This is a genomic window from Alteromonas sp. ABV4_515 (assembly GCF_056160345.1).
Genome location: NZ_JBSWWZ010000001.1, coordinates 257,095 through 283,428, shown reverse-complemented (window position 1 = coordinate 283,428; position 26,334 = coordinate 257,095). Strand labels below are relative to the sequence as shown.

Below are 26,334 nucleotides of genomic sequence, written 5' to 3'. Positions count from 1 at the left end.
GCAGTTACTTTCTTGTAGTAAGCAAAAGGCAGATACAAGAGATAAAAAAGCGAGTCATTACTCGCTTTTTAAATCTCTTCCCAGCAACGCAAAGGCCGCTTCTTTCGGCGATTTACCATGATAAAGCACGGCGTAGATTTGCTCGCAGATGGGCATTTCTACCTCGTATTTTTTCGCCAACGCATGCACTTCTTCGGTATTGCGGTAGCCTTCTACCACCTGACCAATTTCAGTCATTGCCGTTTCAACGTCTTTACCCTGACCTAAAGCCAAACCAAACCGGCGATTACGTGACTGATTGTCGGTACAGGTAAGCACCAAGTCGCCAAGGCCCGCCATTCCCATGAAGGTTTCAGGTTGCGCGCCCACTTTTACCCCAAGCCGGGTTAACTCGGCCAGACCACGGGTTATCAACGCCGTACGGGCATTGGCACCAAAACCTAAACCATCTGCCAGGCCAGCACCGATAGCAATGACGTTTTTAACCGCACCACCCAATTGCACACCGATGAAGTCAGGGTTTTTATAAACACGAAACGACCGGGCGCAATGGAGTTTACGGGCAAAATCATCAACCAGCGTTTCGCAGGTCGAAGACAGAGAAATAGCCGTAGGTAAGCCAGCAGCCATTTCTTTGGCAAAAGTCGGTCCTGACAGCACGGCTAGCGGATATTGTTCGCCTAACACATCGAGAGCTACGTCACGTAGTAGTCTGCCTGAACCGGGTTCCAAACCTTTGGTGGCCCAGATAATACGGTGCTGTGACTGTAAAATAGGCTTTAAGGTTTCCAGCAGGGCCTTAAAAGCGTGACTGGGTACCACGATAAGAATATCGCGACTGGCTGCAACAGCCGTTTCCAGATCAGACTCAACGGTGAGCGCATCGGGAAATGTGGCGCCTGGCAGATAACGGGCATTTTCCCGATCGTTTGCCAATGCATCCATGTGCGATTTGTCTCGTCCCCACAACAGCGTTGGGTTGCCATTACGGGCTAAACAAAAAGCGAGGGCGGTGCCGTAAGACCCCGCCCCCAATACAGTTACCGAACCTGAGTTCATCACTGACTTATGCGTCTAGCTGCTGACCGCCTTCTTGCGCCTGCTGTGCACGTTTCTGCATGTAAGCAGCGAAGATAGCGTCAAAATTAACCGGAGCCAGGTTAAGTGGAGGGAATGTACCACGGTTAACCATGTTTGAAATTGCTTCACGAGCATAAGGGAACAGTAGGTTAGGGCAGTAAGAACCCAGCATAGGTGCTTTAGCTTGGTCTGGCAGTTCGGCGCCCAGTACGAAGATACCTGCTTGTTGCACTTCACACAGGAACGCAGTTTCTTCGCCCATAGACGCAGTAACCGTTACTGACAGTACAACTTCAAATGCGTTTTCACCCACAACGTTGGTTGAGGTGTCGATATCAAGTTTAACTTCAGGCTTCCATTCCTTCTGGAAGATTGCCGGTGCATTTGGCGACTCAAAAGAGATATCTTTTGTGTAGATACGCTGGATGTTTAATTGAGGACCCGGGGCTTGCTGGCCTGCCTCTGCGCCGTTTGTGTTCTGATTTTCTTCAGCCATGATAATTCCTGAATGCTTATTACGTTCTTGTTGAAACGAGTTATTAATTATTGCGCAAGAAGCGCATCGAGTTTTTGTTGCGATTCCAGAGCAAACAAATCATCACATCCACCCACGTGGGTATCGTTGATAAAGATTTGTGGTACGGTCCAGCCGCCATTTGCTCGTTCGATCATTACGTCGCGTAGTTTAGGCTGCACATCAATGGCAATTTCCTCGAACTCCACGCCTTTGTGCGCCAGTAAAGCTTTGGCGCGATGACAATAAGGGCAATGCCCTTTTGTGTAAATTTCTACCTTGCTCACAGTTAACTCCTGTGTCTTGCCGGTTTATTTGCTAACAGGCAGGCCGGCAGACGTCCATGAATTCATACCGCCCTGAAGCACTTTTACGTTTGAAAAGCCTTCTTTAGCCATTGCCGCAGCAATACCTCTGGCGCTGTTGCCCATTGCACATACAACAATAATGGGTTTGTCTTTCACGTTTTCAAGCTTTTTAAAATCTTTCGCGCGGACTTCTTCCGGTTTAATTTGGCGAGCGCCGACAATGTGTCCAGCCTTGAACTCTTTTTGCGGACGGGTATCGAAGATCACCGCGTCTTCCTTGTTAACCAGCAAAGTCATTTCGTGGGTGTTTACCTCTTTAACCGAAGAAGTAAAAGTGGTGATATAACTAAGAATCAACATGGCGACAATAACGACCCACGCACCGGCTAACAGCATATTATTACCGGCAAATTCTACGAGCTGTTCCATTTAAGCGTACCCTTTTGTTACATGGAAGACTAAAAATCGACTGCAAAGTATATAGAAAAAACACGTAGAAACCAGCCTGCATCGGCGACATCCATTGCATCGGGATAGATGAATCCTCTATCTTGTTGATATAGTATGGCCTTTGAGTTTGTAGTATGTCGCCATTGGCCTGAAGTGAGAATGAGTCTGAACGCCCTAAAACCTAGTCTGCTTTTTGCTGAAACCGCCCCGAGTTCGCGCCGGCGGCTGCGTTTGTTGTTGCAGGTAGCCACCCTACTTATGGCACTTTTCAGTTTGTCAGCAGTGGCCCAGGAGCAGCAGGCAAAACTGGCAGAGCTACAGGCTGAATTGAAAGCCCGTCAGGCAACGCTAGCCGCCAACAAAGCCGATGCCGATGAGCTGCGTGATGCGCTAAAAAAGTCAGAGCTTGAAATTGCCGCAACGGCGAAGGCGCTGAATAATACGACCACCCAACTGGCAGATAATCGCCGTCAACAGGCCAATCTGGAAGCAGAGCAGGGCGAGCTTAGAAAAGCCATACTGCAACAACAGTCCATGCTTGCTAGCCAATTACGAAGTGCATTTATGGCAGGCAACTACGATTACGCAAAAATGCTGTTCTACCAAGACGAAGCCAGCAGCTTCGAACGTGTGCTTACCTATTATCAGTACCTGAGTAAAGCCAGAGCCAAAGAGATTGATGGTTTTCGTGAAAACGTGGCGCGGTTAATAAAGGTAAATCAACAACTGGAAGAAAAGGCCAGCACCCTGGCGAAATTGCTTGATGAACAAAAAGCCCAACAAAATGTGTTGGTAGCGCGACAAGACGATCGCGCCCAAACACTCGCAAAGCTCAATAAGAAGATTGCTTCCGATGCTGCAAAAGTCGATGAGTTGCGTCAGAACGAGGAAGCCCTGGTACGCGCTATCGAAGATGCTCGTCGCCGCGCTGAATCTGCAAAATCTGAACTGGCAGGTTTGTCTGGGTTTAAAGGCAAGCTACTGAAACCTGCATCTGGACGGGTGCGTAATTTATTTGGTTCTCGTCGTCAGGGGCAGGTACGCTGGAAAGGCATTATCATCGAAGGCGCCGAAGGCAGTTCTGTTCGTGCCGTGTCCCACGGCCGGGTACTCTATTCAGATTGGTTGCGCGGGTTTGGGTTGGTTACTGTTATCGACCACGGCAAAGGTTATATGAGTGTTTACGGCCACAATCAGGCGCTTCTGAAACAAGCCGGTGATCGGGTGGCCGATGGCGAAACCATTGCTCTGGTAGGTCAGAGTGGCGGACAGAATTACCCCAACCTCTATTTTGAAATCCGTCATAAAGGCAAAGCCTTAAGTCCTGCAGGCTGGTTGGATTTGTAGTTCCAGGCCTAGTCATTTGTTCTTCAATAAAAAAATGTTCAAAAAATAGCAAAAAAATCGCTTCAGAAATTTCAAATTTATAAAATCGCTGTTATGCTCGTTATGTATGGATATAAATACTAATACAGCCCAAATGGAAGTCGGGTAACCAAACCTGAAGTAATTAGTGCCGCCGCCAGGCATTGCGCAGGTGAGATTCACGGTCTGAAAATAATAAACGTGAGCCACAAGCCCATTGCTGTCAACCGGTGATTCTGATTACCCGGGTTATAAAATTATAATAGGCGTGCGCTTGCTAAAAATTTGTTTTCTCAAAAGAACTGACCGTCAGTTTTGTGATTGGTTTGCGTTGTTTTGGGGTGTGCTGTTTACACTCTTCTGTCTTCCAGTCGCGGCTGCTAGTGTCCAACCAAAAATCGTCTTGATCATAGACGATATCGGTCATCGCTACTCTGATCACAGGGCGCTTAAGCTCCCCAGAGAAGTGACGTTCTCGATTCTACCTGATGCTCCCCTGACAACTGAAATGTCCGAACTGGCTCATGCCCAGGGGCGGGATATTATGTTACACATGCCAATGGAATCTTTTGACGGCCAAGACATGGGCGTCGACGGATTACGTGTGGGTATGTACGAAAACCAGATGGAAGTGTTGTTTGATAAGGCGCTGCAAAGTGTGCCTTATGCCATTGGTGTGAATAACCATATGGGCAGTCGGTTGACCAGTATGTTCAACCCTATGCGCGCATTCATGGATATTCTTAAAAACCGGGATTTGTTCTTCGTCGATAGTCGCACGTCGGTAAAAACCGTGGCGGAAGAAGCGGCATTGCACGCGGGAATTCCTGTGGCCAGGCGGCATGTGTTCCTTGATCACGTGATTCAACATGAGGCCATCGAAAAGGAATTTGATCGCATGTTGTTGCTGGCTCGAGAGCAGGGCGTAGCGGTTGCCATTGGTCATCCTCATAAGGTGACAATGGAGATTCTGCAGCGACGGTTACCGGAATTGCGAGAAATGGGCATTGAGTTGGCGACAGTCAGTTCGCTATTCGAACCCGCTGAACCGACGATGATGGCCCAGCAAGCAGCCGAAACATCGACGGAAGCCACATTGGTCGCGCCGAATTAATCTTAAATTCGGGATTGGTGTTTTGCATTTTGCCATGGTTGTTATATTATAACGTCCCTTTTGATGGCGAGTGGCGACATGTCCCGAATTCAGGTTAACGACAACCCGACAAAATTAGACAGGCTTGGGATTTGGATCTCGAGCCTGTGTGCGTTGCATTGTCTAGCGCTACCTCTGCTGCTGCCTTTAATTCCGCTTATAAGTTCATCGATCTTCGCGCAGATCTGGTTTGAGCGAACCATTCTTACCATCTCAATGCTAATTGGCGCTGTGGCGCTGATAAACGGTGCTGTTCGCTATCACGGTCAATACTATCCGCTTGGCTTACTGTTCTGTGGCGGCGTTATTTATTGGTTTAAAGACATGTTTGGTCATGATTTTGAACCACTGACGATAACCGTGGGTGCTGCGTTAATTGTGGCGGGGCACTGGATCAACATGCGTTTATGTCGTCAGTGTCGTTGCTGTCGAAATACGGTGCTGTCTCAGCACATGGCTAAGTAGCCAAACCGCTATTTACTTTAATGTTACCAATGCCAAGTCTGGCTTGTTGGTAAAAATCCCATCGACGCCCCAAGATTGCAATAACAGCATATCCTCAGGGTTATCCACAGTGTAAACCAGCACTTTATAGCCCGCTTCATGGGCGCGCTTCACTTCCGTTTCTTCAATAGTATCAAGGGCGTAGTTCACCGACCACGGCGCGAGCTCACTGGCAAAACGCAAGCTGTTTAATTCAATGTTGGCGGTGAGAGCACCTAATTTGAGGGTAGGGCGAAGTTGCTTCAGGCTAAGTAACCAGCGGTGATTAAATGATGAAATCAGCAGGCTGTCGGGACTTATCTGGGCGATGTCACAACATTTCAGCAGGCGTGCAAGCCAGCTTTCGGGATTTGTCATGCCTTTAATTTCCACATTACATAACGTGGATTCAGGTAGGCACTGAAGTGCTTCAACCAGCAACGGAATAGGCTCGCCGTTCCCTGCATTCAATGAGCGTAAATAGCTTAGCGTTTGGTCCACCACCCGGCCGGAGCCATTGGTGGTGCGGTTAAGCCAGCGATCGTGAATAACCACAATTTCACCATCCACCTGATAGGTGTCGAATTCCAGGCCATGAGCACCCATTTCAAACCCCAGACGAAATGCGGCAAGGGTATTTTCTGGTGCTGCTTTGCTGGCCCCGCGATGTGCGAGTACTAACATTTAGTCTTCCTGTTTGTGCAGCTTACTGGCGTTCATGGTTTCGTAAACAGAGGCCGACGTAACCAGAATGCCGCCAATCAGTGCTTTGATGCCTGGAGATTCGTCTAAGATTAGCATAGCCAGCACAACACCATACATTGGTTGCATGCAGGCGATGAGTGAAAAGGTTTTTGCCCGCAGGTGAATAAGTGCGTTGGCGACCAGTGCGTGAGGCACCGCGGTGAACATAGAACCAAGTATCATCAGCATTAGCCAGGTGCTACCGGAGGCCTCTGGCAGGCCATCACTGATTACCGGAAGTAAGCAGGCGATGACCACCAGTATTTGCCAGGACATGGCTTTAGCGCCCGAATAATGAGAGAAATGCTGGCGGTGAATCAGATTGCGCAAGGCATAGAGCACTGCAGAGAAAATTCCAATAGCCACGCCCAAGGTGGTGTCGTTTTCCAGCGAGATTTCTGGAACCAGCAGTGCTACGCCAATGAAGACCGTAATTGCACTGAAAAAGTCCTGCCATACCAGGCGGATTTTCTCGAAAAACGGTTCGATAAGTACGGTAATCACCGGGAAAGTAAATAGCGCAATCATGCCTACGGCAACACCGGCATACTGCATGGCGGCAAAATAAGTCACCCAATGCACGGCCATCAATACGCCCAGCAGCAGTGCGATGCCGTAGTCTTTATTATTATTCAGCGCAAAGGTTTCGCCAGCGAAGCGCATGAACAGAGCAAGGCTGATACAGGCGAAAACCGAGCGCCCGAAAGTAATATCGGTAGCGCTCAGCGGAATGATGTTTGAAAAGAGGCCGGTGCCTCCCAACAGGATAACGGTAATATGAAGCGTTATCAGACTTCGCTTGACAGGATCCATGCTTAAGCGGATTTGCCTGCCTTCGCGTAACCAAATACTTCACCAAGTCGGGTAGTCATACCCGGCTCCATATCTTCAAAATCGATGGCGTCTTTTTCGAAACACACCACGATGGTTGAGCCTAATTTAAAACGACCCATTTCGTCGCCTTTCGCCAGTGTAACGGCAGCTTCATCGTCGTACTGCCAGTGCTGCACGTTTTGACCTGTAGGCGGTGTTACGGTACCAGACCACACGGTTTCTATGCTGGCAACAATGGTTGCACCCACAAGCACCATAGCCATCTTACCCACTGGCGTATCAAATAAAGCAACCACACGTTCGTTGCGGGCGAACAGACCGGGAACATTTTCTGCTGTCAGTGGGTTTACTGAGAACAATTCACCGGGTACGTACAACATATCGGTAAGCGTGCCTTCAACAGGCATGTGAATACGGTGGTAATCTTTTGGTGAAAGATAGATGGTGGCGAACTTACCGTTTTTGAACTGCTTAGCCAGTTCAGGTTTTCCGCCGAGCAAGGTAGTCAGGCTGTAGTCGTGACCCTTTGCCTGAAAAATGCTGTCTTGACGGATATCGCCAAATTGACTCACTGCGCCGTCTACGGCTTGAATGATAACGTCATCGCCTTCAGCAATGGTACGAACTTCCGGCTTCAACTGACGGGTAAAGAATTCGTTGAAGGTTTTATAGTGCTCAGGATGCGGGTACAGCGCCTCGCTCATATCAACGTTATATTTCTTGATGAAGAATTTGATAAACGCCGTTGTAACGCCACCGGCCTCAGCTGCGGCAAACTTGCCAACCAGGCGGGATAAAAGATGCTTGGGCAAAATATATTGTAGGTTAACCTTGAACCAGTCCAGCACGGGCACTCCGAAAAATAATAGTTATCTAGTTTCTGTCGCGTGGGATTGTACACCAGGTTGTTAACAAGTGGATGCACTTTCCCGTTATTGACCATCAGTGTTTGATATAAGCGGCAAAGGATTTGAAACGGAAAGCCCTTCTGGACAGAGGACGGTGCTGCCTTCGCGAACACGGCGTAAACCCATCCATGGGGCCTCGGCTGCCGCATCCCTGCGGCAGACGGTTCACTCAGGCAGCACCGTCCCCTATCCGCGGGCTTCCCGTTTCCAACCCTGCATCAGAACGGATTGGTATAGCTGGGGCGCTGTTCATCCATGGTGGCGAGGATTCGATGATAGCTGCCGAAGCGGGCGGTGCTGATTTTGCCTTCTTCCACGGCTTCACGGATAAGGCAGCCGGGATCGTTCATGTGTTTGCAGTCACGGAATTTACAGCCGCCCAGGTAGTCGCGGAATTCCACGAAACCCCAGGTGATTTGTTCAACCGGCATGTGCCAGAGGCTGAATTCCCGCACTCCAGGCGAGTCGATGAGGTCGCCACCTTCAGGGAAGTGCAATAGTTTCGCAGCCGTGGTGGTGTGCTGACCTAAGCCAGAATTATCGGAGATTTCGCCAACCAGTTCATCGGCATCAGGCAATACTTGGTTAATGATGCTCGACTTACCTACACCGGACTGACCTACAAACACGCTGACTTTGTCGTTCAGGCAGGCTTTCAGGTCATTAAGTCCATCACTGCGCTTACAACTGGTATAAATCAGCGAGTAGCCAAGTTCTTCGTAAACCGCGAGTTGGGTTTTCACACTTTCAAATTCTTCATCACTGAGCAATTCGATTTTGTTCAGGATAAGGATCGGCGGAATGCCAATTTCTTCACAGGCCACCAAGTAGCGGTCGATGATGTTCGTCGACAGTTCTGGTTTTACCGCACTGACTACAATGATCTGATCAATATTCGCAGCAATGGGTTTCACGCCATCATAATAATCGGGACGTGTGAGTACGGAACGACGGTCCTGTACAATTTCGATAACGCCGCTAACACCGCTGTCGTTATCGTCACCGGCGTCAAACAGCACGTCATCACCGCATACCACGGATTCGATGGTACGGCGGATATGGCAGCGGGAAACATTACCTTGTTGATCTTCAACATCGGCATGCTTACCAAAGCGACCAACAACCCGGCCGGGGATCAGTTTACTGGCATCAATCGCGTTTTTCTGATTGCCGCCCTTATCATTTAGACGGCGGGCGCGGTTGGCTGCAACCTGTCGCTTCTGCCGTTGTGTCAGTTTCGGTTTTTTTGCCACGATTTCCTGCAAAGTTAACGTATACTTGGCCAATGATACCGTGTGTCTGGCCGCTGTGCCATGTTAAAGACGAGGAAACTAGAATGACAAAAAGCGATACCAATCTGGTGTGGATTGATATGGAGATGACAGGACTCGACCCGGAAACCTGTAAAGTGCTGGAAATTGCCACTATTGTAACCGACGCGCAATTAAACGTTCTGGCTGAAGGTCCGGTTATCGCTGTTCATCAACCAGATGCGATCTTAGATGGTATGGATGAGTGGTGCACACGTGTTCACGGTAACAGTGGTTTAACCGAACGCTGCCGCGCCAGTTCTGTGGGTGAAGCAGAAGCTGCTCGCCAGACTATTGCTTTCTTGAATGAGTACGTTGATGCGGGTAAATCGCCCTTATGCGGCAACACCATTGGTCAGGATCGCCGCTTTATGGTGAAGTATATGCCGGAGCTGGAAGAGTACTTCCATTATCGCAGCATCGACGTGAGCACAATTAAAGAACTGGTAAAACGCTGGCAGCCAGAACTACTCGACGGATTTACTAAAAAAGGCGTGCATTTGGCACTCGACGATATTCGTGAGTCTATCGCGGAATTGCAGTACTATCGGGAAAAGGTGTTTGCTATTTAAGCAAACAATCCACTTTCTGCAAAAAAATTCAAAATAGGTGTTGCGCATTGCCAATATTTTTGTAAAATGCGCACCACTTTCGAGAAGGGCACAGCCTCTTACCGGAAGTTGACTGAAAATTTGTTATGCGTGAATAGCTCAGTTGGTAGAGCACGTACCTCGTCACGAAGTGATTGCCAATTTCTGGCAAGTCGAGATTGAGTACTAACTACCTCTTAAGTTAGACTGCATATGTACGCGGGAATAGCTCAGTTGGTAGAGCACGACCTTGCCAAGGTCGGGGTCGCGAGTTCGAATCTCGTTTCCCGCTCCAAATTCTCCCTCAGTCGTACCAATCTTTACGCGGGAATAGCTCAGTTGGTAGAGCACGACCTTGCCAAGGTCGGGGTCGCGAGTTCGAATCTCGTTTCCCGCTCCAATTTCTTCCAGATAATTCAATATCAGAATAAATTAGCTCAGTTGGTAGAGCACGTACCTCGTCACGAAGTGATTGCCAAGGTCGGGGTCGCGAGTTCGAATCTCGTTTCCCGCTCCAATCTCTCTTTTGTAATACCTCTTAAAATTTCATCGAAGTCTACACTGCATTTACCAGATGGCTTTTACGCTATTGGCATGTTTTTGTTGTTATCACCAGTCTGTATATCGCATATTTGTGCTGGGTTCAGACATGCAATTAGATTAATATAAATAAAGTAGCGCGTATCACCGGGACCTGTCAGGTCCTTTTTTTATGTCGTTACACGTTGATAAGCGCTGGCCAAGACCAGTCAGGCGAACTCACAATAATAACGAAGGCAGCATTGCAGCTGACCCTTTGAGAGAATAACACTATGGCATCGATGAAGTTTCATAACGCATTTCGCAAATATCACCGTTGGTTAGGATTTTTCCTGGCAGGCATCATGTTTATTTACGCCGTCAGTGGCGTACTGTTGATATTCCGCACTACAGATTTCCTCAAATATGAACAAACCGAGCAGCATCAGTTGGCTCCGGGCCTGAACGGTGATGCGCTGGGTCAGCAGTTGCGAATGAAGCGCTTCCGCGTCGCTGCTGAGACTGCAGATCGTATTGAATTTCCGGGAGGTTATTACGATAAGCAAACCGGTAACGCCGAAGTCACTAAGAAAGATTATCCGTTGGTGCTTAGCAAGCTAGTGAAATTGCACAAAGCCACCACTAATAGTCCGCTGTTTTTACTCAACATTTTCTTTGGATTAGGTCTGTTGTTCTTTGTTGTGTCGGCGTTTCTGATGTTTCTGCCAAAAGTGCCTGTGTTTAAAGAAGGGCTTAAAATTGCGGGTGTTGGGGCAGTGGTTGCATTGCTGGTTGTTATTTTTGGCTCCTAATCGGCAATTTCTCTGAACAGGTTTCGTCTGGTCGGATGACTTGATTTTGTTCTGACTTCATGTAGTCTTACTGGTCTAACCAGATCGTGAAGTCAGAACTATGAGAAAAAATGCCCTCCGTGAATTTGCTTTAAAAGCCAACCGCTTTCCTGCTGGCGTTAGTCGTTGGCTAATGACCACCATGTTCCGCCACAAAGTTAAATTGGCCGGCACGGCGAAGCTCGACATTCTTGGCTCTGATCTCAAATCGGTCACCTTTCACGTTAAAAATCGCAAAAAAGTCCAAAACCATATTGGAAGTGTTCATGCGGCAGCCATGGCATTGCTAGCCGAATCGGCAACGGGTTTTATTGTTGGCGTTAACTTACCCGGTGATAAGCTGCCGCTAATCAAATCGATGAACCTCCAATATGTGAAGCGAGCGCAAGGTGATATGCAGGCTGAAGCGATGCTAACTGATGAACAAATTGCACTCATGCACTCGCAAGAGAAGGGGGAGGTGATGGTTGCGGTTAAAGTGACTGACGAAAATGGCATCGAACCGGTGATTTGCGAGATGTGTTGGGCCTGGATCCCACACAAAAAATGACAGTTAAATGAAGATATTGCTAAAAGCGGCTTTTGCCGCTTTTTTTGTTTGACATCTGGGGCTATAAAATCTATTTCTTGTGTAGCGTGTTCACGCATTTTTTATTGTAGTTTTTCACACCCGCTGAAAGGCAGGTTGTCGACATCGTTAAGCATATTTTCAAACAGGTTTTATTATGACCAACGAATCTCGTGAAAGTCTGGTGAAGAAGCCATTTATGGACAAAAGAAATTATCCGTATGGTTTTGCGCGCTCGGGGGATTTTTCGATAAAAGAAGCGAAAATTCTGTCCGAAAGTGGTAGTGTGATCGCCGCACTGGTTGATGGCAAAATTGCGCCGGAAACCGATCAGGATATACGTTATATTGCAGTGGCGCATGGTCAGGTAGAGCCAGAATCTTCAGAAGAGAAAGTCTGGCTGAAATATCAGAAACGAATTAACCGTCCAAAAGCCGCTTCTATTTATGGCTCCAAGAAACTCGCTTTGGTTGATTCGGATGATGATAATAATTCGTCGAATGACGACGACATTGTCATCGATGACGATTAAGTACTAAAAATGCGGCTTAATATCCTATATTTGGCCGCAATTTAACCTATTTGCGGATATTCATCCTATTTATTCTATATATTGGGATATATATCTCACTTTTGTCGATTTTTTTGTTTAATCTTTCTAACTCCTTCGTTATAGTCCGCGCTACGGTATAATCCGCACACAATTTAAGAAAGGTTTCGAGACACAAATCCAATAAAACAGGAGATTTGACTGTGAAAATGATGTCAGGCGCTGCCATGGTGGTTGAAGCGCTAAAAGATGTGGGAGTCACACATGTATTCGGTTACCCCGGTGGTGCCGTACTCGACATTTATGATGCGCTGTTTGCGCAGGATAGTGTCAAGCATGTCCTCGTACGTCACGAACAGGCGGCCGCCCACATGGCGGATGGTTATGCACGTTCAACTGGCAAAACCGGCACAGTCCTCGTCACTTCAGGTCCAGGTGCAACGAATACCATTACCGGTATTGCCACAGCCTACATGGATTCTATTCCGATGGTTGTGTTATCTGGCCAGGTGCCATCTTCACTGATTGGTGAAGACGCCTTCCAGGAAACTGACATGGTGGGTTGCTCGCGCCCAATTGTTAAGCACAGTTTTTTGGTTAAACGCGCCGTAGATATCCCTGAAGCCATCGCTAAGGCTTACTACATCGCTAACTCTGGCCGTCCGGGTCCGGTTGTAGTGGATTTACCAAAAGATATCGTTAACGTTCAGGAATCACATCCCTATGTTTTCCCTGAATCCGTTGCAATGCGTTCATATAACCCAACCGAAAAGGGTCATATGAAGCAAATTAAGAAAGCTGTCGCGTCGATGCTGAAAGCTGAGCGTCCAGTGATGTATGTAGGCGGCGGTGCAGTTGCCTGTGACGCGTCTGGTAAAGTAATTGAACTGGCTGAAAAGCTGAATGCACCGGTAACCTGTACCTTAATGGGTCTGGGCGCGATGCCAGGCACACACGAACAATTCGTGGGTATGCTGGGCATGCACGGTACGCTGGAAGCCAACAAAACTATGCACAACTCAGACTGCATTATTGCGCTGGGTGCGCGTTTTGACGACCGCGTAACAAACAACGTTTCTAAGTTCTGTCCTCACGCTGAAATTATTCACGTTGATATCGACCCTGCGTCGATTTCTAAAACCGTGAATGCGCACATTCCGGTGGTTGGCAGCATAGATAAAGTGTTAGATCAAATCCTTGAGCAACTGGCTGAAAAAGATTTCTCTGGTCAGAAAGAAAAGCTTAGCGACTGGTGGCAGCAAATTACTCAGTGGCGCAAGCGCGAATGTCTGAAGTTCGAGCAGGGCGATACGGTAATCAAACCGCAGAAGGTTATTGAAGCGCTGTATAAGCACACCAATGGTGATGCTTATGTGAGCTCTGACGTTGGTCAACACCAGATGTTTGCTGCGCTGTACTATCCGTACAAAAAGCCTCGCCAGTGGATCAACTCTGGTGGCCTGGGCACCATGGGCTTTGGTTTACCTGCTGCTATGGGCGTACAGTTTGCGCATCCTGATGCCGTGTCTGTTTGTGTTACCGGCGACGGTAGTATTCAGATGAATATTCAGGAGCTCGCCACCTGTTTGCAGTACAACCTGCCAGTTAAGATTATTTCACTGAACAACCGCGCACTGGGCATGGTTCGTCAGTGGCAGGACATGATTTATAAAGGTCGCCACTCACATTCTTATATGGATTCAATGCCGGACTTCGTGAAGTTGGCAGAAGCTTACGGTCACGTGGGCATTAAAGTGGATCGCCTCGATGAACTCGACGCCGCGATGGAAAAATGTTTCAGCTATACCGACAGACTGGTATTCATGGACATTGCAGTAGACCAGAACGAGCACGTCTATCCGATGCAGGTTAAATTCGGAGCAATGGACGACATGCGCCTGAGCAAAACGGAGCGAACCTAATGAAAAGAATTATATCTGTACTTATGGAAAACGCGCCGGGCGCACTGTCACGTATCGTGGGTGTTTTCTCTCAACGTGGTTACAACGTAGATTCGCTGTGCGTAGCGCCTACTGATGACCCAAGCCTGTCACGTCTGACTATCATGACTCATGGTGATGATAAAGTTATTGAGCAAATTACTAAGCAGGTAAACAAGCTTATTGATGTGCTTAAAGTTGTCGATTTAACCGACGGCGCTCATGTTGAGCGTGAACTGATGCTGATTAAAGTCGCTACCCGCACCGATGCCATCCGTGCAGAAGTAAAGCGCACCAGCGACATCTTCCGTGGCAGCATTATTGATGTGAACGGCAGTAATTACACCATTGAACTGACCGGTACCTCCGACAAGTTAGATGCATTTGCTTCAACCATGGCGGAATGTGCAGAGATCATCGAATCTTCACGTACTGGCGTATGTGGTCTGGCTCGTGGTGAGCGTGCGTTAAGACCATAAACCCGCTTCACAGCAGATGAAAACCGGCTTTCTCAAGCCGGTTTTTTGTGCCTGGTGTTTAGGTGCCGCGCCCGTAATACACTTCAACACGCATAGCCAGTCCCCATGACGGTTTAAAATCTTCATCTCTGAGCCACAACACAAAGGGCTCGATTTCATAGAAAAGCCAATCCCGTGTTGGGTTAGTACGGTATTTAAAGCTGGCGTACACTTCTTTAAGTTCGTCGTCAGGTCTTTTCATACCTTCAGTGAACAAGGTGTAAATGGCGGCAGATTGTGTGGTGAGCGGTTGTAAGTACTGGAATTCATGGCGCCACAGCCATTCGTGATGTTCGTCACGATAGTAATAGCGGTTGTTGAAACGAAAAACGTGGTCTTCATCGCTTAAGTACTGAAAGGTTGCGCCTATCTCAGCACCAAGTTGGTCACGGTTGTAGTAATAGGTTTCTGCATCGTAAAACAGACCCAAATTGTCATTGATGGGTGCCACGTCTTGATAACGGGCCTTGGCATAAATTTGCCCTCGTCTGCCAGTACCAAGACGGTATGAGATTCTGGAATTGTCACTGGTGCGGTAGCGTAAGGCGATAGTGGTATTGTCGCGATTCCGCTGAATCGGGTCGCGGGCTGCTCTGATGGTGGTTTCGTTATCGGTATCTTCGTTATCACTGAGAACCAGGTCTACCCGATCCTGTAATGCCGGTAGTTTTACCCGTACGCGAAAACGTAACTCCATATCGTCAAGCTGCCTGGAGCGCGGTTCCCAGCCAAGACTGACCCTGCCAGATGCTCTGGCATCTTTGTACGCGTCGTTACCTTCAAGTGCGAAGAAGCTGTCGAGCTGTCCGGCGGTATAATCCATTGAAGACGTGAGCTTTTGTTGCCAGTCGTCTATCCATAATTGCTCGTCTTGTACGTCAGCCTGAGTGGTTGATGCTGTGTCGGGCCGCTCAACATCAGTGGCACTCACACTTGCCATTGCAGTTCCTACAAGCAGAACTAAACACGACATAAATTGTCTCTGTTGCTATCCCTGTAATTTAAGCATGAAGCGAAAAGTGCTTGCCGTCAAAGCTTTGTGAGGGATTAATTTGTTTGCTGTAGGTATAAAAACGTAAAGATGAAACGGTTCACCTCACAATTGAAAATAATGTCGTGAAAGGTTCTTATTGCGGTGGCATACTGTACGCCTTGATGTAAAGGAGATTTTTATGGGTGGAATTAGTATTTGGCAGTTGCTGATTGTTTTAGTAATTGTTGTTCTGTTATTTGGTACCAAGCGTTTAAAGAGTATCGGTTCTGATCTTGGCGGTGCCGTAAAAGGTTTTAAAAAGGCGGTGACAGACGAAGAATCTGATGCTGACTTTACACAGGAAAAGCGCGTAGAAGAAAAAACTGACGCGAAGTCTGTGCAAGCAGAAACCAAGGCAGACGTTAAAGAAAAATCCTAATGTTTGACATTGGCTTTTGGGAACTACTGGTGATTGGAGTGCTGGCGCTCCTGATACTGGGGCCTGAGCGGCTTCCCGGTGCAATGCGCTCCACCATCAAAAGTGTACGAAGCGTACGTAACATGGCAACCGGCTTTAAACAGGAAGTTGAGCATCAGTTACGTGTCCATGAACTGCATGAAAATCTGAAAAAGGCTGAGCAACAGGGCCTGAAAGATTTATCGCCGGAACTGAAAGAAAGCGTTGATGAACTCAAAGACGCTGCTAAGTCCGTGCAGGAACCATATAAAAAGAAGTAAATGTCTGACGCTAACTCTCTCATTTCGCACCTCATAGAGCTGCGTAGTCGCGTATTGCGCGCACTGGCAAGTGTATTGTTGGTGTTTCTTTGTCTGGCTTATTTTGCCCAGGATCTCTACCGTCTGTTAGCCGATCCTCTGCTGGCAACCATGCCGGAAAATGCCTCGATGATTGCAACGGATGTAGCATCACCGTTTTTCGCACCGTTTAAGCTCACCTTGGTGCTGTCGTTTTTCATTGCTATCCCTTATGTGTTGTATCAAGTCTGGGCATTCGTGGCACCGGGGTTGTACAAAAATGAAAAGCGGTTAGTCGCTCCCTTGTTGTTTTCCAGCACAATGTTGTTTTATGCCGGTATGGCGTTTGCCTATTTCGTGGTATTCCCCATTGCCTTTGCATTCTTTAACAGCGTGGCCCCTGAAGGGGTGACTGTAAGTACCGATATCTCTAGTTACCTGAACTTCGTACTAAAATTATTCTTTGCGTTTGGGGTGTCGTTTGAGATCCCTATTGCGATTATTTTGCTGTGCTGGACGGGTGTCACTGATGCCAAAACGCTACGAGAGAAACGTCCGTATGTGGTCGTTGCTGCGTTCGTGGTGGGTATGTTGCTCACGCCGCCCGATGTCATTTCTCAAACGCTACTGGCTATTCCAATGTGGATCTTGTTTGAGGTGGGCGTAATTTTCGGCGCGTTCTATGCGGGCAAAGCTGACCGCGATGAAGAAGACGAAGAAGAAAGCACCTCTGGCTCAGCGTAAGTTTCGCAAACAAAACGCCTAATATTTTGATGACAGAATAAGGAATAACAATGAAAAACACCGTCCGCATTGCTGGCGCCGTATTACTGACCATCGTATCGTCTGTTTCTCAGGCTGAAACTGTTGTTGAAGCCATGCAGGAATGTCGCAATGAAAGTAACGATCTGAAGCGTTTGATCTGCTTTGATAACGTAGCAGAGTCAATGAACATTTTTGCTGGTGCTGACCAGTCTGTCGACGATGTGGCTAACGCAAGACCGGCTCAGGCGCCGGTTGTTGCGTCTACAAGCGCCCCCGCTAGCAGCAACACGCAAGCTGCCAGTGCGCCCCAGCAAGGCCCATCATTCGGCATGGAAATGAACACCGAAAGTTTGCAAAAATCCATGTCTGCCACTGTGACCGAAGTGTCTAGCTCGCCGCGCGGTGATTTTATCATTACGTTGGATAACGGCATGGTATGGCGTCAAAACGGTGAATCAGCGAACTATAAAATGAAAGTTGGCGATGGCATCACCATTGAGCGTGGCTTTATGAACGCGTTTTACCTCACTAAAGAAGGTCGAAGTGGCCGCGTAAACGTTCGCCGAATCAAGTAACATGAAGTGGTTCGACGCTGGCGTGAATCTGCTCGATGGGCGATTCAACGCAGAAGAGGTAATAGCTCGTTCTGTTGACGCTGGCGTTGATAAACTCTGTGCTATTACCACCGAACCCGCCGAATGGGACGCAGCCCGTGCGTTGCATATCCGTTTCCCCGAACATGTTGTTTATACCATTGGTTGTCACCCACATAATGCAAAGGTAATGACAGACGATGATTTTCTCAGGCTAGAGGATTATCTTGGTGGTGAAGGTGTTGTGGCTGTTGGCGAATGCGGGCTCGACTTCAATCGAGATTTTTCACCAAGAGACGTGCAAGAACGGGTTTTCCGCAGGCAGTTACAAATTGCTGTAAAACATCAAATGCCCGTTTACCTGCACGAAAGAGATGCCCATGCACTTCAGCTTCAGTGTTTGGATGAAGAGGCGGCTGGGGTGAAGGGTATCGCGCACTGCTTTACCGGGCAAACCTCAGACATGCAGGCCTATTTACAACGTGGGCTTCATATCGGCATTACCGGCTGGGTTTGTGACCCGAAACGCGGAGAGGCGCTTCGCGAAGCGGTGAAATCACTGCCGCTGGAAAAATTAATTGTAGAAACTGACGCGCCGTACCTGTTTCCAAAGCATCATCGTCCTCGGGCACGAAATAATGAGCCCGCTTTTCTGCCGTCAATTGGCTGTTACTTATCTAATTTGCTGGAAATTAGCGCTGAAGACATTGCTCAAACCAGTTATGCTAATACTTGCAGGTTGTTTAATATAGCCGGGTAATAAATCGAATGCAGATAGACGTGGGAACGAACCGCCGAAATGACGCGTGGCTTATCGCTATCACGCTGGTCGTTGTTGTTCTGTTTTTAGTTGTTGTAAAACCCTTTACCAATGTTGATGCGCAGCAATCGCGTATCGAAAACCTCGTCTACACCACAACGACCCCCTATGAGCCCGGTGTTGATGCAGAGTGGACGCCGTTAGCGAATCCGGTCAATCTGGGCATGGATAATCGCCCCCACCAATTTCGCTTTACGTTGAGTGACTTACAGGCCGATTCTGAAGGCATGCTGCTGGAAGTGGCCTATCCGTTGATCGATCACCTTACGGTGCGCTACGAAGTACCGCAAACCGGTGTCACCGTCCTCGAACTTAATGGCGGTGATGCGCTGCCCTTCGATGAGTGGGTGATTCAGCATCCGAGCCTGCTGTTTCCTGTGCCAAATGGCTATGATGCGCTCACCGTGTATCTCGAAGTCAGAACGTCTGGCGTACTGCGTTTGCCGGTCAGGCTGTGGCACAAAACAGAGTTTATTGAACATACCTCAATGTTGAGTCACCTGTTAGGTTGCTTTTACGGTATCTTGTTGGCCATCGGCGCGACAAATTTCTTCTTGTTTCTGACTACCCGCAGCGCACCATTTTTATTGTACACCTGTTACGTGGTGTCGTTATCGCTCACGCTGGCGGCACTCAACGGTCAGGCGTTTGCTTACTTGTGGCCACACTGGGAATGGTTTGAACAACGAGCCGTGGCGATTTTCGCTAATGCCGCCATCATGTTCGCAATTCTGTTTTCCCGACTGCTAATGAAGGTGAAAGACTATTCCGGTTGGATGGACAGGGCGTTAAAAATCATGAGTGCGCTGTTTGGTTTGAATATATTTATAAGCCTGATTTTGCCCTATACCTATCTCATAAAGGTATTCCTGGTGATGCTGGCGGTGGTGGTAACGTTCATCTTTGTGGTGGGAATTTTACTGGCGCGTCAGGGTAATATCATTGCGCGCTATTATTCATTCGCATGGGGCATATTGCTGGTCAGCGGCTTCTCTGCCAGTCTCGACAATCTGGGCCTTTTCAGTGCCCCGGTGCTATCCAATTATCTGTTAATGCTAGGGGCGTTAGTAGAAACCCTGCTATTGACATTCATCGTGGCTATCAGCTACCGAATACAAAGAGAGCAGGCCGATTTTTCTCAGCAAAGTTTAATTGAGCAGCAGAAAGTTTCTGCTCAGGCGCAGGAAGACTTGGTTGCCATTCAGCAGCAGTACGCTGACGAATTAGAATACAAGGTGCAAGAGCGCACCCTTGAACTTGAAATCGCGTTACGGGAACTCTCCGAAGCGAACCAGGAACTGGAGCGACTGAACAGTATCGATTCTCTTACCGGCATTCGAAATCGCAGGCAGTTTGATAAGCGACTTATCGCTGAAGGGCGACGCAGTCGTCGTGAACAAACGGTGCTCAGTCTCGCTATGATTGACATCGACCACTTCAAAGCCATTAATGACCGCCACGGGCACGCTGCCGGTGATGCGTGTATTTGTCACGTGGCGAACCTGCTGCAATCAGCACTGCGGCGTTCGTCGGATGATGTGTGCCGCTATGGCGGCGAGGAATTCGGCATTATTTTGCCAAACACGGATTCTGAAGGCGCTCGTCAGGTTATCGAAACCATGCGCATGTTGGTTGCTGAAAAGCCGGTTTATGTTGAAGGGGAAGCCATTCCCATTACTGTGAGTGCCGGTGTGGCAAGTGCAATCATCGAGCGCGAGGCGCAGGAACTTGAACTGCTGAAGTACGCTGACGATCTGCTTTATCAGGCCAAAGAGAATGGCCGTAATCAGGTGGTCGCTGAATCATATATTGGAGAACAATCATGACATTTTCACCTTTCCCGGCAAAGAGAATGCGTCGACTAAGAAGTCAGCACGCGTTACGGGATATGGTTGCAGAGAACCAACTCACGGTTCACGATCTTATTTACCCGGTTTTTGTGTTACCGGGCGAGGGCCAACGAGAAGCCGTGCCATCCATGCCGGGCGTCGATCGTTTGTCTATTGATTTGCTGGTTGAACAGGCAGAAGAGTGGGTGGCGTTGGGCATTCCTGCGCTGGCATTGTTTCCGGTAACACCTATGGATTTGAAAACGGAGTGTGCCAGCGAGGCATTTAATTCTGAAGGACTTGCCCAACAAGCCATGCGCGCGCTGAAAAAAGCGTTTCCTCAGTTAATGCTGATGTCTGACGTTGCACTCGATCCGTTCACTGTGCACGGTCAGGACGGCATTATCGACGATGCTGGTTACGTGATTAACGATGTCACCGTTGATGTGTTAGTCAAACAGGCACTGTCGCACGCTGAGGCGGGTGCAGACATGATTGCACCCTCAGACATGATGGATGGCAGAATCGGCGCTATACGTGCTGCTCTGGAAGAGAATGGCTATCACAATACCTGCATTATGGCGTACTCAGCAAAATATGCGTCTGCGTATTATGGGCCGTTTAGAGATGCGGTGGGTTCTGCTGCAAATATCAAGGGTGGCAATAAGAAAACCTATCAGATGGACCCGGCCAACAGCGACGAAGCCTTGCATGAAATCGCGATGGATTTGCAGGAAGGGGCTGACATGGTCATGGTGAAGCCCGGTATGCCATACCTCGACATTGTGCGTCGCTGTAAGGACGAGTTTAACGTGCCTACTTTTGCCTATCAGGTCAGTGGTGAGTACGCCATGCATCAGGCGGCATTTGCCAATGGTTGGTTAAACGAAGAACTGGTTATTTTGGAATCGTTGTTGGCGTTTAAACGTGCCGGTGCAGACGGGATTCTGACTTACTTTGCGCCGCAAGCGGCAAAGCTATTACAAAATAAATAAAATGGAAAGTAAGTAAAGGCGCCCGCCTTTACTTACAAATAAGCTTCCAACCAGCGCGGTGCTGTAGCCACACTTCATTGGCCAGTTCCGCGTTGATTAACGGATGCGCCGCTAACCAGCCATCTGGAAACAGCAGGGTCCAGCTATCTTCTGTCACTTTTAGCTCTACTTCCGGAATGTGTTTATTCTGACGGCGCAGACACAGCACGACCGCAATACGTAACACCCTCAGCAGCCCTTCTAGCATCGGCCGGACTTCTTCGTGATAGTGCGTAAACGTCTCTGATTTGATGGCCAGACGGTGGCATTTCACCAAGTCACGAATAGCAACCCGCTGAAGTTTGGTATAGCCGGGTAAATCGATGTAAGAAAGAATATAGGCACCATGTTCATGGTGCTTTTTGAATTCGATGTGCAGGCCAATTTCGTGCAATGTTGCTGCCGCACCCAGTACGGCTTCGGTATCCAGGTGACATAAACTGGTTTGGGCACACAACTGATGGCACAAGCGAAGGGCTAACCCGCGTACCGCCTCAGCATGATGGCGATCGATATGATATCGCTTCATGGTGCTGTTGAGGGTTTGGCTGCGACGGTCGTTTTCCTGCAGATTATCCAACATTCCGTAAATTAAACCTTCCCGCAGTGCGCCGCCGGAAATGTTCATGTCACGAATTTTCAAGCGTTCGAACAACGTGATAAGTATTGCCAGGCCGCTGGGGAAAATAGGCTTACGGGCATCTTCCAGGCCCTTAATAGTAAGGGAGTCGATGTGTTGGCAATCAATACATTGCTGGCGAAGGTCGTAGAGATAATCCAAACGAATGGCGTCACTGATGCCCTGGGCCACCAGAATTTCGGTGATCGCCTGGGGTGTCCCCGAAGCGCCTAAACAATTATGCCAGTCGAAACACAGGAAGGTATCTGCTGCCGTATCAAGCAGGTTGTTTGCTTCGAATTGCGCCTTTTCGAAATTTTCAGCCGTAATTGCACCCTTTGGAAAGTAACGTTCCATGAAGGTGACACAGCCCATATCCAGACTCACCAGATGAATAGGATGCATGTCATTGCCGATGATAATTTCAGTACTGGCGCCGCCAATATCAATAACCAGGGAATTGCCCTGATTTGCAGAGGTGTATGCCACGCCAAGATAAATCTGACGGGCTTCTTCTTCTCCACTTATCACTTCTAGCTTGTGGCCGAGAATTTCTTCGGCTTTGAGGATGAAGTCGGCGGCGTTCACAGCCAGTCGCAAGGTAGCGGTGGCGACAACGCGAATATTCGAGCGAGGGATGTCCTGGAGCCGTTCTGCAAAGGTCTGTAAGCATTGCCAGCCCCGTTCCATGCTAACGTCATCCAGCTCCATTTGGTCATTAAGACCTGCAGCCAGTCTCACTTTCTGCTTCACTTTTCCGATGATCTGCACACTGCCGTTAACGACATGCACCACCACCATGTGGAAGCTGTTTGAGCCTAAATCAACAGCGGCATAATACTCGCCGTCAACCGTAGTATCGTGTTGAAGTTCTGGCTGCATAAACACTTAGTTCGAAGATTTTTTATAATTACCGCTGTTATTCCCACCGCGGCGATTATTGCCTCTACGGGAGTTGTTGCGGTTGCCCGGATTGCGTCGGCGACGAGGCTTCGGCGTGGTGACATCGTCTAGCAATGCGGTACGGTCGAATTCAGTGACCGGAATAGCATGCTCGATGTATGCTTCGATGGCAGGCAGATTCTGCGCATACTTTTCACAAGCAAAACTGATCGCCGTGCCGCTGGCGCCTGCGCGTCCTGTACGGCCAATACGGTGAACGTAATCTTCCGCATCGTCTGGCAAATCGTAGTTGAAAACGTGTGTCACTTTATCGATGTGCAGACCACGGGCAGCAACGTCAGTTGCAACCAGAATGTCGAGGTTATTCTTGGTGAAATCTTCCAGAATCGACAGGCGCTTTTTCTGTGGCACATCGCCGCTTAACAGACCAACACGATGGCCATCAGCAGCCAGCCAGTCGTTTACACGTTCACAGCCACTTTTCGTATTAGCAAAAACAATAGCTTTATCTGGCCATTCTTCTTCTAAAAGCGTGAGCAGCAGTAACATTTTGTCTTCGTCTGACGGGTAGAACAATTCTTCAGAAACCCGTGTGGCTGTTTTGCGCTCTGGCTCAACTTGCACATGGGTGGGATTGTTCATGTGCTCATACGCCAATTCCTGCACACGGTAGCTCAGCGTGGCAGAGAACAGCATACTCAAACGCTTTGTGGCGGCAGGCATTCTGCGGAATAAGAAGCGGATATCTTTAATGAAGCCGAGGTCGAACATGCGGTCGGCTTCATCAAGCACTGCGGCCTGAATATTCTCGAGAGTGAACACGCCCTGTTTGTAGTAGTCGAGGATGCGCCCTGTCGTACCAATAATAATATCTACCCCTTCTTGCAGTGATTCACGTTGACTTTCATATCCTTCGCCCCCATAAATGAGACCAAGTGAAAGTCCGGTGTGCTCACTGAGCGGCTTGGCATCATTATAAATCTGAACCGCAAGTTCACGGGTAGGTGCCATAATAATGGCTCGTGGGCCAGCTTGACTATTGGCGTCGTTTTGCGCTTTTTCCAGCAGATGGTGGAAAGTTGCGACAAGAAATGCCATTGTTTTGCCGGTCCCGGTTTGCGCCTGACCTGCTATGTCCAGACCTTCAAGAAGGGGGGGCAATGCAAGAGCCTGAATAGGTGTACAATGCGTGAAATTTGCTGACTTCAATGCCTCAACAACTTTGGTATTGATGGGCAAGTCGGAAAAATGTGTTTCGGTTAAATGTGTTGTTTGCATAGCTTATAGCTTATCTGTGCTTGCATTAAAAAACGGTTTCTTATAACACTAATGGTAAAGCTGAGACAAATCAGCAGCAGACCAAATATTGGAGAAAAGAATGAGCGACAAAATTATCAAGTTAACTGACGACAAGTTTGAAGCAGATGTAATCAATGCTGACGGCCCTGTGCTGGTTGACTTCTGGGCCGAGTGGTGTGGCCCTTGTAAAATGATCGCACCAATTCTCGAAGAAGTTGCGACCGAGTTTGATGGCAAATTAACAGTTGGTAAGTTGAATGTCGATGAAAATAATGAAACGCCACCAAAATATGGCATTCGTGGCATCCCTACTTTACTGCTGTTCAAAAACGGTAATGTAGCTGCAACAAAAGTAGGTGCATTGTCTAAAACGCAACTTACCGAGTTCCTGAACGAAAATCTGTAAGCGCGTTTTCCACACAGGAAAAGCTAAAAACCTGCTGCACCATGTAGCAGGTTTTTTTGTTTCTGATGCATCGCTTTGATCCAGCCAACGTAAATATGATGTATATCAATAGCGAAATTACAGCGATAGGCTAAGCTATATTTTCACCAAATGTGCGCTAGATGTAGATTTAAAGTTTTTTTAACATTTAGGGCAAAAAGAGTGGACGCTTCTTCGTTAAGGTGCTAACGTTTGCATATACGCTCATACCGAGCAGCGTTCTGCTTATGTCCTCTTCCGGACAAACTCTATTCCAACTTTTTTTAATTTAGGGGCTAACGTCCCATAAGCGAAGTTCAAGCACAAAGACCCACCAGTATGAATTTAACCGAACTTAAGAATAAACCAATCAGCGAGTTGGTTGCCCTGGCCGAAGAAATGGGCCTGGAAAACATGGCTCGCGCCAGAAAACAAGACATCATTTTTTCAATTCTGAAAAACCACGCTAAAGGCGGCGAAGACATTTTCGGTGATGGTGTGCTTGAAATTTTGCAGGACGGCTTTGGCTTCCTGCGCTCAGCGGATTCTTCCTATCTTGCCGGCCCCGATGACATTTATGTATCGCCGAGCCAGATTCGACGTTTCAACCTCCGCACCGGTGATACGATTTCAGGGAAAATTAGACCGCCAAAAGATAGCGAACGCTACTTTGCCCTCCTGAAAATCCGTGAAGTCAATTTCGACAAACCAGAAAACTCCCGCAATAAAATCCTCTTCGAAAACCTTACACCTCTGCATGCTGCCGATCGTCTGCGTATGGAACGTGGTAATGGCTCTTCAGAAGATATTACTGCTCGCGTTCTGGACTTAGCGTCACCTATCGGTAAAGGTCAGCGTGGCCTTATCGTTGCACCGCCTAAAGCCGGTAAAACACTGTTACTGCAGAACATCGCGCAATCTATTGCGGCGAATCACCCTGAATGTGAACTGATGGTTCTGCTTATTGACGAACGTCCGGAAGAAGTTACCGAGATGCATCGTCTGGTGCGTGGTGAAGTGGTTGCTTCTACCTTCGATGAACCTGCAAGCCGCCACGTACAGGTTGCTGAAATGGTTATCGAGAAAGCCAAGCGTCTGGTAGAGCACAAAAAGGATGTTGTTATCCTGCTCGACTCGATTACTCGTTTGGCGCGTGCCTATAACACCGTTATTCCTTCATCTGGTAAAGTACTGACCGGTGGTGTCGATGCAAACGCACTGCATAAACCAAAGCGCTTCTTCGGTGCTGCACGTAACGTTGAGGAAGGCGGTAGCCTTACCATCATCGCCACGGCATTGATCGATACCGGTTCGAAGATGGACGAAGTCATCTACGAAGAATTTAAAGGTACAGGTAACATGGAACTGCACTTGAACCGTAAGATTGCAGAGAAACGTGTATTCCCTGCCATCGACTTCAACCGTTCAGGTACCCGTCGTGAAGAGTTACTTACCAGCCAGGAAGAACTGCAGAAAATGTGGATCCTGCGCAAGATTGTTCACGAAATGTCAGAAATCGACGCAATGGAATTCCTCATCAACAAGCTGTCGATGACGAAGACCAACGACGAATTCTTCGATGCGATGAAGCGCCAAAAAAGCTAACTCCAACGGTTAATCGAATACAAGAAGCG

The 26,334-nt window shown here is 48.2% G+C and carries 29 protein-coding genes and 2 tRNA genes; 20 read left to right on the top strand and 11 right to left on the bottom strand.

All coding sequences use genetic code 11. The annotated features are described in order from the left end of the window. Positions 1 to 57: 57 nt before the first annotated feature. From gpsA to ACXAGX_RS01205, 4 genes are read right to left on the bottom strand one after another with little or no spacing between them, the layout of a single operon-like run. Positions 58 to 1,059, bottom strand: coding sequence for an NAD(P)H-dependent glycerol-3-phosphate dehydrogenase (gene gpsA / locus ACXAGX_RS01220; RefSeq protein WP_474822476.1), 1,002 nt, complete (start codon positions 1,057 to 1,059; stop codon positions 58 to 60). Positions 1,060 to 1,066: 7 nt separating this feature from the next. Then, positions 1,067 to 1,576, bottom strand: a complete 510-nt coding sequence (gene secB, locus ACXAGX_RS01215) for a protein-export chaperone SecB (protein WP_474822154.1) — start codon at positions 1,574 to 1,576, stop codon at positions 1,067 to 1,069. 47 nt (positions 1,577 to 1,623) lie between these two features. After that, entirely contained in the window at positions 1,624 to 1,881 is a 258-nt protein-coding gene (grxC, locus tag ACXAGX_RS01210) for a glutaredoxin 3 (RefSeq protein ID WP_474822150.1), read from the bottom strand. 24 nt (positions 1,882 to 1,905) lie between these two features. Beyond that, on the bottom strand, positions 1,906 to 2,331 hold the full coding sequence (locus tag ACXAGX_RS01205; RefSeq protein WP_070126546.1) for a rhodanese-like domain-containing protein: 426 nt from the start codon (positions 2,329 to 2,331) through the stop codon (positions 1,906 to 1,908). A 279-nt stretch (positions 2,332 to 2,610) separates the two neighbouring features. Here ACXAGX_RS01205 and ACXAGX_RS01200 point away from each other — a divergent pair, with 279 nt between their 5' ends. The 3 genes from ACXAGX_RS01200 to ACXAGX_RS01190 all read left to right on the top strand — a co-directional run bounded on the left by ACXAGX_RS01200 (position 2,611) and on the right by ACXAGX_RS01190 (position 5,335). Next, entirely contained in the window at positions 2,611 to 3,699 is a 1,089-nt protein-coding gene (locus ACXAGX_RS01200; RefSeq protein WP_474822472.1) for a murein hydrolase activator EnvC family protein, read from the top strand. Positions 3,700 to 4,120: 421 nt separating this feature from the next. After that, entirely contained in the window at positions 4,121 to 4,831 is a 711-nt protein-coding gene (locus tag ACXAGX_RS01195; RefSeq protein WP_474822148.1) for a divergent polysaccharide deacetylase family protein, read from the top strand. Between the two features lie 78 nt (positions 4,832 to 4,909). Beyond that, positions 4,910 to 5,335: a MerC domain-containing protein gene (locus ACXAGX_RS01190; RefSeq protein ID WP_474822146.1), complete on the top strand. Its 426-nt coding sequence runs from the start codon at positions 4,910 to 4,912 to the stop codon at positions 5,333 to 5,335. Between the two features lie 12 nt (positions 5,336 to 5,347). Here the strand turns inward: ACXAGX_RS01190 and ACXAGX_RS01185 are convergent, their stop codons facing one another. The 4 genes from ACXAGX_RS01185 to rsgA all read right to left on the bottom strand — a co-directional run bounded on the left by ACXAGX_RS01185 (position 5,348) and on the right by rsgA (position 9,092). Then, positions 5,348 to 6,037, bottom strand: a complete 690-nt coding sequence (locus ACXAGX_RS01185) for a glycerophosphodiester phosphodiesterase (RefSeq protein WP_474822144.1) — start codon at positions 6,035 to 6,037, stop codon at positions 5,348 to 5,350. After that, positions 6,038 to 6,910: a DMT family transporter gene (locus ACXAGX_RS01180; RefSeq protein WP_474822141.1), complete on the bottom strand. Its 873-nt coding sequence runs from the start codon at positions 6,908 to 6,910 to the stop codon at positions 6,038 to 6,040. A 2-nt stretch (positions 6,911 to 6,912) separates the two neighbouring features. Beyond that, positions 6,913 to 7,779, bottom strand: coding sequence for an archaetidylserine decarboxylase (gene asd / locus ACXAGX_RS01175; protein ID WP_474836038.1), 867 nt, complete (start codon positions 7,777 to 7,779; stop codon positions 6,913 to 6,915). Between the two features lie 278 nt (positions 7,780 to 8,057). Continuing rightward, positions 8,058 to 9,092 carry a small ribosomal subunit biogenesis GTPase RsgA gene (gene rsgA, locus ACXAGX_RS01170; protein WP_474836036.1) on the bottom strand — a complete coding sequence of 345 codons (1,035 nt, stop codon included), beginning with the start codon at positions 9,090 to 9,092 and terminating at the stop codon, positions 8,058 to 8,060. Positions 9,093 to 9,175: 83 nt separating this feature from the next. On the opposite strand from rsgA, the gene orn reads away from it, so the two are divergent. The 8 genes from orn (at position 9,176) to ilvN (ending at position 14,646) form a co-directional block, all read left to right on the top strand. Beyond that, positions 9,176 to 9,721, top strand: a complete 546-nt coding sequence (gene orn, locus ACXAGX_RS01165) for an oligoribonuclease (RefSeq protein ID WP_474822129.1) — start codon at positions 9,176 to 9,178, stop codon at positions 9,719 to 9,721. Positions 9,722 to 9,958: 237 nt separating this feature from the next. Continuing rightward, positions 9,959 to 10,034 (top strand) — tRNA-Gly (locus tag ACXAGX_RS01160). 29 nt (positions 10,035 to 10,063) lie between these two features. After that, a tRNA-Gly gene (locus tag ACXAGX_RS01155) sits at positions 10,064 to 10,139 on the top strand. 412 nt (positions 10,140 to 10,551) lie between these two features. Then, positions 10,552 to 11,070, top strand: a complete 519-nt coding sequence (locus ACXAGX_RS01150) for a PepSY domain-containing protein (RefSeq protein ID WP_474822125.1) — start codon at positions 10,552 to 10,554, stop codon at positions 11,068 to 11,070. 100 nt (positions 11,071 to 11,170) lie between these two features. Beyond that, entirely contained in the window at positions 11,171 to 11,659 is a 489-nt protein-coding gene (locus ACXAGX_RS01145) for a DUF4442 domain-containing protein (protein ID WP_474822121.1), read from the top strand. 175 nt (positions 11,660 to 11,834) lie between these two features. Next, positions 11,835 to 12,209, top strand: coding sequence for a MaoP family protein (locus ACXAGX_RS01140; protein ID WP_474822117.1), 375 nt, complete (start codon positions 11,835 to 11,837; stop codon positions 12,207 to 12,209). A 221-nt stretch (positions 12,210 to 12,430) separates the two neighbouring features. Further along, positions 12,431 to 14,149 carry an acetolactate synthase 3 large subunit gene (locus ACXAGX_RS01135; RefSeq protein ID WP_474822113.1) on the top strand — a complete coding sequence of 573 codons (1,719 nt, stop codon included), beginning with the start codon at positions 12,431 to 12,433 and terminating at the stop codon, positions 14,147 to 14,149. Continuing rightward, entirely contained in the window at positions 14,149 to 14,646 is a 498-nt protein-coding gene (gene ilvN / locus ACXAGX_RS01130) for an acetolactate synthase small subunit (RefSeq protein WP_070126557.1), read from the top strand. The genes ACXAGX_RS01135 and ilvN overlap by 1 nt, the downstream gene beginning before the upstream one ends. 58 nt (positions 14,647 to 14,704) lie before the next feature. On the opposite strand, the gene ACXAGX_RS01125 is transcribed toward ilvN, so the two are convergent. After that, a complete protein-coding gene (locus ACXAGX_RS01125) occupies positions 14,705 to 15,625 on the bottom strand; it encodes a hypothetical protein (protein ID WP_474822110.1) in 921 nt (306 codons plus the stop codon). A 232-nt stretch (positions 15,626 to 15,857) separates the two neighbouring features. Between ACXAGX_RS01125 and tatA the strand changes: the two genes are divergently transcribed. The 7 genes from tatA to hemB are packed head-to-tail and all read left to right on the top strand — an operon-like array spanning position 15,858 to position 21,416. After that, positions 15,858 to 16,097, top strand: a complete 240-nt coding sequence (gene tatA / locus ACXAGX_RS01120) for a Sec-independent protein translocase subunit TatA (protein ID WP_070126559.1) — start codon at positions 15,858 to 15,860, stop codon at positions 16,095 to 16,097. Further along, positions 16,097 to 16,396, top strand: a complete 300-nt coding sequence (gene tatB, locus ACXAGX_RS01115; RefSeq protein WP_070126560.1) for a Sec-independent protein translocase protein TatB — start codon at positions 16,097 to 16,099, stop codon at positions 16,394 to 16,396. The genes tatA and tatB overlap by 1 nt, the downstream gene beginning before the upstream one ends. Then, complete coding sequence (gene tatC / locus ACXAGX_RS01110; RefSeq protein ID WP_474822107.1) at positions 16,397 to 17,158, top strand: twin-arginine translocase subunit TatC; 762 nt, start codon at positions 16,397 to 16,399, stop codon at positions 17,156 to 17,158. Between the two features lie 50 nt (positions 17,159 to 17,208). Beyond that, positions 17,209 to 17,754, top strand: coding sequence for a hypothetical protein (locus ACXAGX_RS01105; RefSeq protein WP_474822103.1), 546 nt, complete (start codon positions 17,209 to 17,211; stop codon positions 17,752 to 17,754). A gap of 1 nt (position 17,755) precedes the next feature. Continuing rightward, a complete protein-coding gene (locus tag ACXAGX_RS01100) occupies positions 17,756 to 18,532 on the top strand; it encodes a TatD family hydrolase (RefSeq protein WP_474836035.1) in 777 nt (258 codons plus the stop codon). Positions 18,533 to 18,540: 8 nt separating this feature from the next. Continuing rightward, complete coding sequence (locus ACXAGX_RS01095) at positions 18,541 to 20,418, top strand: sensor domain-containing diguanylate cyclase (RefSeq protein WP_474822096.1); 1,878 nt, start codon at positions 18,541 to 18,543, stop codon at positions 20,416 to 20,418. Further along, the gene (gene hemB, locus ACXAGX_RS01090) at positions 20,415 to 21,416 is read left to right on the top strand and encodes a porphobilinogen synthase (protein WP_474836033.1); all 1,002 of its coding nucleotides are present in this window, start codon (positions 20,415 to 20,417) and stop codon (positions 21,414 to 21,416) included. The genes ACXAGX_RS01095 and hemB overlap by 4 nt, the downstream gene beginning before the upstream one ends. A gap of 28 nt (positions 21,417 to 21,444) precedes the next feature. On the opposite strand, the gene ACXAGX_RS01085 is transcribed toward hemB, so the two are convergent. Then, complete coding sequence (locus ACXAGX_RS01085; protein WP_474836031.1) at positions 21,445 to 22,956, bottom strand: Ppx/GppA phosphatase family protein; 1,512 nt, start codon at positions 22,954 to 22,956, stop codon at positions 21,445 to 21,447. Between the two features lie 6 nt (positions 22,957 to 22,962). Then, positions 22,963 to 24,255 carry an ATP-dependent RNA helicase RhlB gene (rhlB, locus tag ACXAGX_RS01080; RefSeq protein WP_474822087.1) on the bottom strand — a complete coding sequence of 431 codons (1,293 nt, stop codon included), beginning with the start codon at positions 24,253 to 24,255 and terminating at the stop codon, positions 22,963 to 22,965. Between the two features lie 100 nt (positions 24,256 to 24,355). On the opposite strand from rhlB, the gene trxA reads away from it, so the two are divergent. Continuing rightward, complete coding sequence (gene trxA, locus ACXAGX_RS01075; RefSeq protein WP_070126567.1) at positions 24,356 to 24,682, top strand: thioredoxin TrxA; 327 nt, start codon at positions 24,356 to 24,358, stop codon at positions 24,680 to 24,682. 357 nt (positions 24,683 to 25,039) lie between these two features. After that, positions 25,040 to 26,305 carry a transcription termination factor Rho gene (gene rho / locus ACXAGX_RS01070; protein WP_474822082.1) on the top strand — a complete coding sequence of 422 codons (1,266 nt, stop codon included), beginning with the start codon at positions 25,040 to 25,042 and terminating at the stop codon, positions 26,303 to 26,305. Positions 26,306 to 26,334 lie beyond the last annotated feature (29 nt).

Bases quoted from the DNA above. Each gene is read 5' to 3' on its own strand.
- trxA (WP_070126567.1), top strand. From the start codon at position 24,356: ATGAGCGACAAAATTATCAAGTTAACTGACGACAAGTTTGAAGCAGAT.
- ACXAGX_RS01105 (WP_474822103.1), top strand. From the start codon at position 17,209: ATGAAAAACACCGTCCGCATTGCTGGCGCCGTATTACTGACCATCGTA.
- ACXAGX_RS01185 (WP_474822144.1), bottom strand. From the start codon at position 6,037: ATGTTAGTACTCGCACATCGCGGGGCCAGCAAAGCAGCACCAGAAAAT.
- ACXAGX_RS01180 (WP_474822141.1), bottom strand. From the start codon at position 6,910: ATGGATCCTGTCAAGCGAAGTCTGATAACGCTTCATATTACCGTTATC.
- ACXAGX_RS01140 (WP_474822117.1), top strand. From the start codon at position 11,835: ATGACCAACGAATCTCGTGAAAGTCTGGTGAAGAAGCCATTTATGGAC.
- tatC (WP_474822107.1), top strand. From the start codon at position 16,397: ATGTCTGACGCTAACTCTCTCATTTCGCACCTCATAGAGCTGCGTAGT.
- ACXAGX_RS01150 (WP_474822125.1), top strand. From the start codon at position 10,552: ATGGCATCGATGAAGTTTCATAACGCATTTCGCAAATATCACCGTTGG.
- ACXAGX_RS01190 (WP_474822146.1), top strand. From the start codon at position 4,910: ATGTCCCGAATTCAGGTTAACGACAACCCGACAAAATTAGACAGGCTT.
- rhlB (WP_474822087.1), bottom strand. From the start codon at position 24,255: ATGCAAACAACACATTTAACCGAAACACATTTTTCCGACTTGCCCATC.
- ACXAGX_RS01125 (WP_474822110.1), bottom strand. From the start codon at position 15,625: ATGGCAAGTGTGAGTGCCACTGATGTTGAGCGGCCCGACACAGCATCA.
- ACXAGX_RS01100 (WP_474836035.1), top strand. From the start codon at position 17,756: ATGAAGTGGTTCGACGCTGGCGTGAATCTGCTCGATGGGCGATTCAAC.
- tatB (WP_070126560.1), top strand. From the start codon at position 16,097: ATGTTTGACATTGGCTTTTGGGAACTACTGGTGATTGGAGTGCTGGCG.
- ACXAGX_RS01200 (WP_474822472.1), top strand. From the start codon at position 2,611: ATGGCACTTTTCAGTTTGTCAGCAGTGGCCCAGGAGCAGCAGGCAAAA.
- ilvN (WP_070126557.1), top strand. From the start codon at position 14,149: ATGAAAAGAATTATATCTGTACTTATGGAAAACGCGCCGGGCGCACTG.
- gpsA (WP_474822476.1), bottom strand. From the start codon at position 1,059: ATGAACTCAGGTTCGGTAACTGTATTGGGGGCGGGGTCTTACGGCACC.
- secB (WP_474822154.1), bottom strand. From the start codon at position 1,576: ATGGCTGAAGAAAATCAGAACACAAACGGCGCAGAGGCAGGCCAGCAA.
- ACXAGX_RS01145 (WP_474822121.1), top strand. From the start codon at position 11,171: ATGAGAAAAAATGCCCTCCGTGAATTTGCTTTAAAAGCCAACCGCTTT.
- ACXAGX_RS01205 (WP_070126546.1), bottom strand. From the start codon at position 2,331: ATGGAACAGCTCGTAGAATTTGCCGGTAATAATATGCTGTTAGCCGGT.
- ACXAGX_RS01085 (WP_474836031.1), bottom strand. From the start codon at position 22,956: ATGCAGCCAGAACTTCAACACGATACTACGGTTGACGGCGAGTATTAT.
- hemB (WP_474836033.1), top strand. From the start codon at position 20,415: ATGACATTTTCACCTTTCCCGGCAAAGAGAATGCGTCGACTAAGAAGT.
- orn (WP_474822129.1), top strand. From the start codon at position 9,176: ATGACAAAAAGCGATACCAATCTGGTGTGGATTGATATGGAGATGACA.
- rho (WP_474822082.1), top strand. From the start codon at position 25,040: ATGAATTTAACCGAACTTAAGAATAAACCAATCAGCGAGTTGGTTGCC.
- ACXAGX_RS01095 (WP_474822096.1), top strand. From the start codon at position 18,541: ATGCAGATAGACGTGGGAACGAACCGCCGAAATGACGCGTGGCTTATC.
- tatA (WP_070126559.1), top strand. From the start codon at position 15,858: ATGGGTGGAATTAGTATTTGGCAGTTGCTGATTGTTTTAGTAATTGTT.